The following is a 12252-nucleotide window of genomic DNA, read 5'->3' on the forward strand; positions in this document are numbered from 1 at the left end:
GATTTAAAATAGACACAGGAAGGAGCGGGCTAATGTCATATACAGCTTTATATAGAAAGTTTAGACCGGCAACGTTTGACGAAGTAAAGGGACAAGATCATATTGTTAAAACTTTACAGAACCAGATTGAAGCTAATAGAATAGGCCATGCATATCTTTTTTGTGGAACACGAGGAACAGGTAAGACAAGTATTGCAAAGATATTTGCGAAAGCAGTTAATTGTGAACATCCGGTAAATGGAAGCCCATGTAATGAATGTGCATCATGCAAAGCTATTGCAGCAGGAAGTTCAATGAATGTAGTTGAAATCGATGCGGCTTCTAATAATGGTGTTGATAATATCAGACAAATTAGAGAAGAAATTCAGTACTCACCAGCGGATGGAAAATATAAGGTTTATATTATTGATGAAGTACATATGCTGTCTATAGGAGCGTTTAATGCGTTATTAAAGACATTAGAAGAACCACCGGCATATGTTATTTTTGTGCTTGCAACTACCGAACCACATAAGATTCCTATAACAATTCTTTCAAGATGTCAGCGATATGATTTTAAGAGAATCACTATAGATACGATAGCAGACAGACTTTCAGAATTGATGGAGAAGGAACAGGTTACAGTTGAAGATAAGGCAATCAGATATGTTGCAAAGGCAGCAGATGGTTCTATGAGAGATGCGTTAAGTCTTTTGGATCAGTGTATTGCTTTTTATTTAGGACAAACACTTACCTATGATAATGTACTTGAAGTGTTAGGTGCTGTAGACACAGAAGTGTTCAGCAAACTTATCAGAGGCATTATAAATGGAGATGTTGTTGGTAGTCTGCATATATTGGATGATATGATAATGCAGGGAAGAGAACTTGGACAGTTTGTAAATGATTTTATCTGGTATATGAGAAATTTATTATTAGTTCAGACATCAGATAATGTTGAGGATGTAATTGACGCATCCGCAGACAGAATCCAGGCATTAAAAGAAGAAGCGCAGATGGTTGAGACCGAAGTTCTTATGAGATACATAAGAGTTTTTTCGGATTTGTCAAATCAGATAAAATATTCTTCACAGAAAAGAGTTTTAATAGAAATAGCTCTTATAAAGCTTAATAAACCGGCAATGGATACGGATGTAAGTTCCTTATTAAACAGAATGGCTTTAATTGAAAATAAATTAGAAAATGGTGTTGTTGCAGTAAGCCCTACAACAACGCAAAGTGCCACACCGGAGAGGCAGTCACAACCTAAAAAGAAATTTGATAAGGCGATACCAAAGGATGTGCAGGAAGTTGCTGATAATTGGGGAATGGTACAAAAACATTTGCCAACACACTTTAGAGCATATTTTAAAGACGCAAGATTTAGTGTGAAAGGTGACAACATATTACTTGTTGTATTTAAACATGGTGCAGTAGGTTATAATCAGTGTAATAAGCCGGAAGTCATAGAAATGCTAAATACAATTATTAGCGAACAGATAAAGAAAGAAGTTACAGTTGAAGTACAAATGCTTGAAGATAATCAGAATTTTGCAGATGTATATCAGGAAGTAATCTCAAGAATAAACATGGATATTGAAGAGGAGGATTTTTAACATGGCAAGACGTGGAGGATTTCCAGGTGGCGGAATGCCACAGAATATGAACAATTTAATGAAGCAGGCTCAGAAGATGCAGAAGCAGATGGAAGAAGCTCAGGCAAATCTTGAAAGCCAGGAATTTACAACTACAGCCGGAGGCGGTGCAGTTGAAGTGACAATTACAGGTAAGAAAGAAATTACAAAAGTAAAAATTGATGAAGAAGTTGTAGACCCTGATGACATTGAAATGTTAGAAGATTTAATTATGGCTGCAGTAAATGAGGCAATCAGAACTGTAGAAGAAAATACAACACAGCAGATGTCTAAAATAACAGGCGGTCTTGGCGGATTATTTTAAGGAGTAGACATTGGATTATTACAGTGGATATATATCAAAGTTGATTGAGGAACTTTCCATACTTCCGGGAATTGGCGCTAAGACAGCGTCAAGACTTGCATTTTATATATTAGATATGCCACAGGAACAGGTGGAAGAGTTATCCCAATCAATTATTGATGCTAAGAAAAATGTAAAATATTGTAAAAAGTGTTTTACTTTGACAGATCAGGACATTTGTCCTATTTGCGCAAGTAAAGACAGAGACCATAAAACAATTATGGTTGTAGAAAACACAAAAGATATGGCAGCCTATGAAAAAGTAGGAGAATATAAAGGGGTATACCATGTATTACATGGTGCCATAAATCCTTTAATGGGAATTGGACAGAATGATATAAAACTTAAAGAATTATTTGAAAGATTAAAAGATGATGTAGATGAAGTTATAATTGCTACAAATTCCAGCGTTGAAGGTGAAGCAACGGCGATGTACATAAGCAAAGTCGTTAAACCTTTAGGGATAAAGATAAGTCGAATTGCCAGTGGAGTACCGGTAGGTGGAGATTTAGAATGTATTGATAACGTTACGTTACTGAGAGCGTTACAGGGAAGAGTGCAGATTTAGATTAAGTCATAATTCGCAACGGCGGATGAATGAAAGGTGTTTATCAAAATGGATAGAAATGAGTATAACTTTAAAATAGAAGAAATGAGAGTAGCTGTTCGTAATAAAGATTACGAAAGAGCAGTGCAAATCGCAGACTCTCTTGATTATAGAAGAGAAAAAGCAAATGACATTTTATCCCTAATAGCAGATGCATACGAAATGGCAAAGCAGTATGATAAGGCAAAGCAGGCTTTGATTATTGCTTATGAAAATACAAATACAGGAAGACATTTGGCTTATAGGTTGTGTTTGTTGTCAGCAAAATTACAGCAGTTTGATGAAGCAGAAGAGTTTTATCAGGACTTTGTTGAACTTGCACCTAGGGACAATGATAAATATATATTGCAGTATGAAATGCAGAAAGCAAAGAAGGTTCCAATTGGAAAACTAATAGAAATCCTTGAAAAGTATATTCAGGAAGACATGGAGGAAAAATGGGCTTATGAATTAGCTAAGTTATATCATGAAGCAGGAGATGAAGAAAACTGCGTTGATATGTGCGATGAAATAAGCTTATGGTTTGCTGAAGGAAAATATGTAAATAAGGCTATGGAGTTAAAAAAACTTTACAGACCACTTACAAAGCTTCAGCAGGAGAGATATGACAATTATAGATTAGGCAGAAAGCCTTTACAAAAGATAGAAAAAGATGAGAGAAAAGAAAACAAACAGGCAGGAGACATAGAAGATAACTTATCAATAGATAATGCCATCTCTGAAGATAAAGAGAAAGAATCAGTGTCGGTAAAGATAGCTGATGAGGTTATTGACGAGAGACCAAGCATTCCATTTATGATAAGAAAGGATAATTTTAAAGAAAGTATCAGAAAGCTTAAACATCCTGTTATAGAAAGTATTCACAAGTCAAATGACGAAAAGAAAGCCGAAGGTGAATCGGAACAAAAAGAACTGTTTGCACAGCAGAACAATCCTGATGTACAGGAGATATTTGTAAAGCAAAATGATCCTGAAATGCATGAGATTACTTTTGAAGATGAATTTGAAAAAGACGAATTGGAGTTAGAATCAGAAGAAAATTCAGAATCAGAGGAGAATCCAGAAGTGAACAAAAATTTGGAATCAGAAGAAAACTTGGAATCAAAAGAAAATGAGTTTATAGTCGATGAAGCTAATATTGAAGAAAGTTCTAAAGAAAAGTCAGATTATTCAGCTAAAGAAGCGACAGATGAAAGCGATGGCAAGTTGGATGTTGAAAAAATAGCTGTTGAAAGCGATTCTACAGAAAACAATGTCGATAAAGAAGCGGAAACTATTTTGGATGGTAAAGAGAATGTTGATGCTATACAAGAAAATGATTCTGATGAAAAAAGTCTTAGCGAAGAAGATAATGCTTCAAATAACGAAAGCATAACTGATGATGAAGAAGATCAGATAGTTAAAAAGCAGAATACAGGACAATTATCAATAGAAGAAGTTTTACATAAACTTCAGGATAGGGGAATTCTTAAGGCGGACACAGTTGAAAAGGCAGTTAAGGCCTTAGATGAGGCAGAAAATATTGTCGAAAAAACAGAAGAAGATTTTGAAAAAATAAATCCTGACTATAAGAGAATTCAGTCGATACATGAAGGTCTTGGTATAGATGAAGAAGGAAATGAACAGGAAATCGAAGATACTGAGACATATAACTATGATAATGAGCAGTATTTTGATGAAATTGAGATAAGTAATCAGGGAAAAGAGATACAGCATGCCGGTGTATCAGAATTTGAAAATCCTACTCATGATAAGGAACTTGGTGCAGACCACGAAAAAGAATTAGATATGGTTCAACGTGGACTTGAATCATTTGCAGCAGAAGCGGCAGCAGATGTATTTGTTCCTGATGTTGATACCGATGTTATAGAAGAGGAAATTAAATTCCAGACAGGTGAAATTTCATTTGGAACAATGGATTTAAATGAAATAGTAAACCAGTCTGCTGCTCCTGAAAGACATAATGAAAAAAGAATTAATGTAAGTTCAAATGATATTTCAGATACGGTTCAATTAGAAAAGCATACATCTTCAATTCCAAATATGGATAATGAGATGACAGAAATAACATTGGATCCGATTGATTTTGAAAAAACAGATAATATTGAAAAATCACCTGAAACAAATGAAATTCCAAATTTTGATATTGAAGCTTTGGAAGATACAGAAACTGCAGGTGAAACAAAAGCAACACCGAATACCGATATGGATACTTTAGGTAATGAAGAAGCCGTAGGTGAAACAAAAGTAATACCAAACATCGACATTGAAGCTTTGGAAGATGAAGAAGTCGCAGGTGAAACAAAAGCAATACCAAATATCGAAGAGGAATTGGAAAAGGCAGCTGAGTCAGAACAGACAAATGTACCAACATTGGATTTGGAATTCGATATGCCTGAGATAATTAGTGGTACAGATGATTCAGTATTAGGGAATCAGTTGCCGGAAGAAGATTTGGTAAATTACGACATAGAGGAAACTATTCAATATGAAAAGGAAGAACTTGAAGAATTAAATAATATTATAGATTCCGAAAGAATGATGAATATTGAAGGTGAGCCTGAGGAGTTGCCAGAATATGAAGAGCCTGAGGTTGTTACAGAAAAATTACCTAAAAAGCGTTTAAGTGAATTATCAGCAGATTTAGAGGAAATATTTAACAATGATATTATTGATTTCAGAGATATGCCTGCTGAAGAACTTGAAAGAGAACGAAGAGAGTCAATTTTAATTTCAGACATTGATAAAACAATGGAATTAGAAAGACCTAAGAGTATCAGTGATTTGGTAAAAGAGGCGGAGGAAAATATAATTTCTGAAGAGCCTGAATTGCTGGATGAACCTTTAGAAGAAACAGTTGGTGAGTCGGAAAGTGATACAATTGATGAAGACGCAGTTGAATCAACAGAGCCGGAAATGGAATCGCTAGGAAAAACGGAAAACAAACCTGTTGATGAATTAGAAAACGAATCAACAGAGGAGTTTGAAATAAATAGTACTGATGAATCCGAAAACGAATTTGCGGAAACAATAGAAGATTATGAAACAATTGATGACGTGGAAGAAGTTGAAGATTCATCAGAAAATTTAACTAAAGACGAGCCGGAAGAAACAAAAAAATCAGATATGGAAAATGTTGAAATGCCTGAAGTATCAGCCGAAATGGATAAGATTGCGCAGGAAATTGAAAGCATGCCGGAGATAAGCATACCGGAACTTGATATACCTAAGATAGAAATTCCAAATCTCGATTTACCTGATTTGAGCGATGAGGATGCATTAGAGTTAAGTGATTTGACGGATGTTGCGGATTCTAAAGAAGATTCAGAATCAGTTGATGGGCTGGATGATAATGATGAAGTAGAAGATAGTAAATTAAAAGGATCATTAGATAAATCAGAAGATTATGTTGAATCAGAGCCAGAAGAAGTTGAACCTGCAGAGCAGGAATCAGATGCAGTAGAAGAAGGTAAAGGTTCAGAACAGGAAACAGAACAGAAATCAGCAGAGAAAGAATCTGAAACAAAAGAAGAAAAAGATAATTCAGGAACAAAAATTGTAACAGATGAAGATATGAAGGTGTTTGCAAATTATACAAACATTGAAGGATTGGACGATACAATAAAATACACAATTGAAAAATTAGTCAAAGAATTTGTGCCTGATGGAAATTCTTCTAATGGAAACATAGCAATCAGTGGTGATGAAAAAAGTGGAAAAACTACATTGGCTATTGATATAATCAAGATGGTTAATGCAAAGAGAGGCAGAACCGGAAGAAGAATTGCTAAAGTAAATGCGGAGGTATTAAACCGAAGAGGATTTACAGCTGCATTAAACAAACTTATGGGAAGCGATTTAATTGTAGAAAAAGCTACAGATTTGAATAGTGAGCAAATAGATGAGATAATTAAGTCTGCTAAACTTTATACAAATGACATGTTGATAGTTCTTGAAGGAGAAACTGATGCAATGGCAGATATGTTTGATGAGAATGAAGAGTTAAAACAGATTTTTGATTATCCTATTCTTATTAAGACTTATAATGTAAAAGAATGGGTAGCTTATGGTGTTCAATATGCTAAAGATAACGGCTTTAATATCAACGAGATGGGAATGCTTGCATTATTTAAAGCTATAGATGACTGGTATGGAACAAAGAAAGAAATCAGTCAGAAGGATGTTGAACAAATATTAGATGCAGCCATAAAAAGGGCAAAACATAAATTAGGCAGAAAAATCGTTGGTATTTTTAAAACAAAAGATAAAGACGATTTGCAGATATTAAAAGAAGCAGATTTTAATATTAAATAAAAGAAAGGAATTAAAATGGAAAATTTACAGCTTGAAAAAATAGCAAATGAAGTGCGTAAAGGTGTTATTAAAGGCGTACACAGCGCAAAATCAGGACATCCGGGTGGATCATTATCAGTAGCCGACATGTTAACATTTTTGTATTTCGAAGAAATGAATGTTGACCCTAAAAATCCTAAGATGGAAGACAGAGACAGATTAGTTTTATCAAAAGGTCACGTTGCACCTGCTTTATATGCAGTGTTAGCAGAAAAAGGATTCTTCCCTAAGGAAGATTTAACAACTTTAAGACATATCGGTTCTTATTTACAGGGACATCCCGATATGAAGCATACACCGGGTGTTGATATGTCAGCAGGTTCATTAGGACAGGGTGTTTCTGCAGCAGTAGGAATGGCTTTAGGCGCAAAGATTGATAACAAAGATTACAGAGTATTTGCAGTTACAGGTGATGGCGAAATTCAGGAAGGACAGATTTGGGAAGCAGCTATGTTTGCAGGAGCAAAGAAGTTAGATAACCTTACTGTTATTGTCGATAATAATAACCTTCAGATTGATGGAACAATTGAAGATGTATGTTCACCATACCCAATTGATAAGAAATTTGAAGCATTTAATTTCCATGTAATTAATATAGATGCTCATAATTTTGATGAAATTAGAGCAGCTTTAAAGGAAGCAAGAGAAACAAAAGGAATGCCTACAGCAATTATTATGAAGAGTATTAAAGGAAAAGGCGTTTCGTTTATGGAAAACCAGGCTTCATGGCATGGTGCAGCTCCAAATGATGAGCAGTTTGAACAGGCAATGGAAGAATTAGAGAAAGCAGGTGAAGCATTATGTCAGAAGTAAAGAAGATAGCAACAAGAGAAAGCTATGGTAATGCACTTGTAGAATTAGCTAAAGAGCATGATAACGTAGTAGTATTAGACGCTGATTTAGCAGCAGCTACAAAGACAGGCATTTTCAAAAAAGCAAACCCTGACAAATTCTTTGACTGTGGTATTGCAGAAGCAAATATGATGGGGATTGCAGCAGGACTTTCAACAACAGGTAAAGTTCCTTTTGCAAGTACATTTGCTATGTTTGCAGCAGGAAGGGCTTACGAACAGATTAGAAATGAAATTGGATATCCACATCTTAATGTAAAAATAGGAGCTACACATGCAGGTATTTCTGTAGGTGAAGATGGAGCTACACATCAGTGTAATGAAGATATTGCTTTAATGAGAACAATCCCTGGAATGACAGTTATTAATCCATGTGATGATGTAGAAGCAAGAGCGGCAGTAAAGGCAGCATATGAAATTGACGGACCTGTTTATTTAAGATTTGGACGTTTGGCTGCACCTGTATTAAATAAAGAAGATTACAAGTTTGAAGTAGGCAAGGGTGTAACAATGCGTGAAGGTAAGGACCTTACAATTGTTGCAACAGGACTTATGGTATCTTCAGCTTTGGAAGCAGCAGAAAAATTGTCACATGATGGAATTGAAGCTACAGTAATTAATATTCATACAATTAAGCCATTAGATGAAGAGTTAATTGTAGAATCAGCAAAGGCTACAGGTAAAGTAGTAACTGTTGAAGAACATTCAGTTATTGGTGGACTTGGAAGTGCAGTTTGTGACTGCTTAAGTGCAAAATGTCCTACACCTGTTACAAAAATTGGTGTTCAGGATGTTTATGGACATTCAGGACCGGCTGTTGAGTTGTTAAAAGAATTTGGTTTAGATGGCGAAGGCGTATATAAATCAATTAAAGAAATAATGTAAAAGATGCAATTGACATTAAATTTTTTAAGGAATATATGAATAAAATAAACGTCAAATTAAAATAATTAAATGTCAATTTAAAATACAAAAGGATTTGTATTATAAAATAAGCAAAATCGATTTTTAGTTGAAATTTAAAAAATCATTTGCTAGAATACATTGCATGATAAGAAATGCAAGGGCGCAGACGAAAGAAGTCAGTGCCCTTGTATTTTTTTTGTATTAGTAATTATACAGTAATTAATATTTACCGGATGATTACAAATGAGAAGAAAAAATTCTCAAAACTTGGAAAGTGTTTCCCCTTTAAAAATGCTTTCTTAAGTAAAATCTTTAGGACAATGAAAAAAGAATGGAGGAATTAGTTATGGACGCAAATGAAATTTTGGAGGCAGCTACAAGTAGTAGTTTTGCAATTTGGTTCTTAATTGGTGCAAGTTTAGTATTCTTTATGCAGGCCGGTTTCGCAATGGTTGAAACAGGATTTACCAGAGCAAAGAATGCAGGTAACATTATCATGAAGAACCTGATGGATTTTTGTATCGGTACTATAATGTACATTGTTTTAGGTTTTGGACTTATGATGTCAGAAGATTATGTAATGGGAATCATTGGTATTCCAAATCTTGACATCTTCACAAATTACAGCAACTTCAATTGGTCACAGTTCGTATTCCAGTTAGTATTCTGTGCAACAGCAGCAACAATTGTTTCAGGAGCTATGGCTGAAAGAACAAAATTCAGTGCTTATTGTGTTTACTCAGCAGCAATCAGTTTGATTGTATATCCTATTGAAGCAGGTTGGGTTTGGAACTACGGCGGAAACGGATGGTTACAGAAATTACATTTCGTAGATTTCGCAGGTTCAGCAGTAATCCACTCAGTAGGTGGTATGGCAGCTTTAGTCGGAGCAATTATTCTTGGAGCCAGAATTGGTAAATACACAAAGAAAGCAGATGGAACAATTATTTCAAATGCTATCGGTGGACATTCAATAACACTTGGAGCTCTTGGATGTTTCATCCTTTGGTTTGGATGGTATGGATTTAACGGTGCAGCTGCAACAAACACAGACAGTCTTGCATCAATCTTTATGAATACAACAATCGCTCCTGCAACAGCAACAGTTGTATGTATGATATTTACTTGGATTAAAGATGGAAAACCTGATGTAGGTATGTGCTTAAATGCATCACTTGCAGGTTTGGTAGCAATTACAGCAGGTTGTGCTTCAGTTGATACAATTGGTGCTTTAGTAATTGGTGCAGTTGCAGGTATTTTAGTAGATGTAGTAGTAGAAGTACTTGATAAGAAGTTACACATTGATGACCCTGTTGGGGCAGTTGGTGTTCACTGGGCAAACGGTGTTTGGGGAACAATTGCAGTAGGCTTATTTGCAACAGGTAAAGGCGACACAGTTCAGGCATTTGCAGATGGTTCTTATTACGCAGGTTTATTCTACGGTGGTGGAGCAAAATTATTAGGAATTCAGATTTTAGGTATTGTTGCTATTGATGTATACGCAGCAATCATGATGACAATTGTATTCCAGCTTATTAAACATACAATTGGAATTAGAACAACAGCAGAAGAAGAAATTATTGGTATGGATATATCAGAACATGGTCTTGCATCAGCATATGCAGACTTCCTTCCTACAACACCTTCATACATGGGTGAAAGCGTAGGAGCAGTAGATGTAGCAAATCTTGAACCTGCTACATTATCAATTGGTGAAGCAAAACCAACTGGAAAATATACAAAGATTACAGTTATTTGTAATGAAGATAAATTTGGAACCCTTAAAGACACAATGGCAGCTATCGGTGTAACAGGTATGACAGTTATCCAGGCAATGGGCTGTGGTGTTGAACAGGGAAAGAGTGGTGTTTACAGAGGTGTTAAGATGAGCATGAACCTTCTTCCAAAGGTTAAAGTTGAAATTGTTGTATCAACAGTTGATCCTAATCTTGTAGTAGCAGCAGCTAGAAAAGCTCTTTATACAGGCGGTGTTGGCGATGGTAAGATTTTCGTAACAGATGTAGAAGATGTAATGAGAGTCAGAACAGGTGACACAGGTATTGCAGCACTTTCAAATGAGTAAATACTCAACAATATAATGGATATTTAGGAACTCTGTTCTTAAAATATATTTTACTTAATCTCATTAAAGGGGCCGGTGGTTATCCATCGGCTCCTAAATTTGTTTGCAAATAACGTTCACAGACTGGTATTTACCACTTACTGCTAATAAAATACCACTTACATAAAATCTATTTACATCCACATAATTTGCAAATATAATCATCACATAAGGAGTCAGATATGAAAGTAATCGTAAATGTGGATGAAAACTGCATAGAGGAACAGGTAATAATAAATTGCCACGAACTGAATGAGAATATAATTAATATTCAGAAAACTATCTCAGCGATGGAAAACCAGAGTCTTAAAATTGAGCTTAAACAGGGTGAAAAAGAATTTTATATAGATGTTGGTGAAATTCTTTTTTTTGAAACTGATAACAATCAGGTTATGGCTCATACAGCAAATGAGATATTTTTAACAGGCAGTAAATTATACGAATTGGAGAAAATATTACCATGGTACTTTAGCAGAATATCAAAGTCAGCAATTTTAAATGTAAAGAAAGTGTATGCGATTACAAGAAATCTGACAGCGTCAAGTTTAATTGAATTTGAAGGAACGCCTAAACATGTATATGTTTCAAGGGCATATTACAAGCCGTTAAAAGAAAAATTAGAAGAAATGAGGAATATGTGATGAAAAAAAACAATATTTACTGGGGAATGATATTTATAATAATGGCTGCATTAATTGTAGTTAATGGTCTGGGTCTGATTGAAGGCGTGGGTGTCTGGAGTATAATTTTTACAGTACTTTTTGGTGCTGCATTATTAGATGGAATCGTAAGATTACAGGTAACAACAATATTATTCTCGCTTGCTTTTTTAGCAATTGTCTGGTCAGAGCAACTTCACATTGAAAGTATAACTCCATGGCCGATTCTGTTTGCAGCATTGTTAGGAAGTATTGGAATAAGCATGATATTTGGAAAGAAAAATAAAAAATGGAAAAAAGATTACTCAGGTGGAAATCATTATTACAGCAATAATAGTAGTAATGAAGGAAAATATTTTGATGAAAATGTCAATGTAGAGCAGGATAGCGGAGAAGTAGTAATATGCGAATCAAAATTTGCAGGAACTGTTAAATACATTACTTCAAATAATTTAAAAAAAGTATATGTAAGAAATGAATTTTCAGGAATGTCAATTTATTTAGATAAGGCAAAAGTGCCAAGTAAGAGACTTGAAATAGAAATAAAGAATTCATTTGGAGGAGTGGAAATTTATATTCCGGCTAACTGGATTGTAGAAAATGAGTTAAATTGTTCATTTGGCGGCTACGACGAAGAAGGTACAAAAGCACCAACAGATGCTGAAAGCGTGACAGTTGTTATTAAGGGATCAGCAAATTTGTCTGGCGTTACAATAAAATACATTTAAATATAGAAGTAGTAGCAAAAGAGGTATGAGAAAAATAAACCTATAATAA

At 34.9% G+C, this 12252-nt stretch carries 9 protein-coding genes; all 9 read left to right on the plus strand.

Annotated elements, in window-relative coordinates; translation table 11 throughout:
- Window positions 1-32 precede the first annotated feature (32 nt).
- The 9 genes from dnaX (at window position 33) to DWX29_RS01095 (ending at window position 12203) form a co-directional block, all read left to right on the plus strand.
- Window positions 33-1595 (plus strand): DNA polymerase III subunit gamma/tau, encoded by a 1563-nt coding sequence (gene dnaX, locus DWX29_RS01055; RefSeq protein WP_022089334.1) that lies wholly within the window; start codon window positions 33-35, stop codon window positions 1593-1595.
- 1 nt (window position 1596) lies between these two features.
- On the plus strand, window positions 1597-1938 hold the full coding sequence (locus DWX29_RS01060; protein ID WP_022089335.1) for a YbaB/EbfC family nucleoid-associated protein: 342 nt from the start codon (window positions 1597-1599) through the stop codon (window positions 1936-1938).
- Window positions 1939-1948: 10 nt separating this feature from the next.
- On the plus strand, window positions 1949-2545 hold the full coding sequence (gene recR / locus DWX29_RS01065; protein WP_022089336.1) for a recombination mediator RecR: 597 nt from the start codon (window positions 1949-1951) through the stop codon (window positions 2543-2545).
- 48 nt (window positions 2546-2593) lie between these two features.
- Window positions 2594-6898, plus strand: coding sequence for a hypothetical protein (locus DWX29_RS01070; protein ID WP_118564972.1), 4305 nt, complete (start codon window positions 2594-2596; stop codon window positions 6896-6898).
- 15 nt (window positions 6899-6913) lie between these two features.
- Window positions 6914-7750 (plus strand): transketolase, encoded by an 837-nt coding sequence (locus DWX29_RS01075; RefSeq protein ID WP_022089338.1) that lies wholly within the window; start codon window positions 6914-6916, stop codon window positions 7748-7750.
- On the plus strand, window positions 7738-8673 hold the full coding sequence (locus tag DWX29_RS01080; RefSeq protein ID WP_118564973.1) for a transketolase family protein: 936 nt from the start codon (window positions 7738-7740) through the stop codon (window positions 8671-8673). Before DWX29_RS01075 ends, DWX29_RS01080 begins: the two co-directional genes overlap by 13 nt.
- Window positions 8674-9040: 367 nt before the next feature.
- Window positions 9041-10777, plus strand: a complete 1737-nt coding sequence (locus DWX29_RS01085) for an ammonium transporter (protein WP_243053215.1) — start codon at window positions 9041-9043, stop codon at window positions 10775-10777.
- Window positions 10778-10998: 221 nt separating this feature from the next.
- The gene (locus DWX29_RS01090; protein WP_022089342.1) at window positions 10999-11457 is read left to right on the plus strand and encodes a LytTR family DNA-binding domain-containing protein; all 459 of its coding nucleotides are present in this window, start codon (window positions 10999-11001) and stop codon (window positions 11455-11457) included.
- On the plus strand, window positions 11457-12203 hold the full coding sequence (locus DWX29_RS01095; protein ID WP_118564975.1) for a LiaF domain-containing protein: 747 nt from the start codon (window positions 11457-11459) through the stop codon (window positions 12201-12203). Before DWX29_RS01090 ends, DWX29_RS01095 begins: the two co-directional genes overlap by 1 nt.
- Window positions 12204-12252: the final 49 nt, after the last annotated feature.

This window comes from Eubacterium sp. AF19-12LB, assembly GCF_003479125.1.
Classification (GTDB): Bacteria; Bacillota; Clostridia; order Lachnospirales; family Lachnospiraceae; genus Eubacterium_U; species Eubacterium_U album.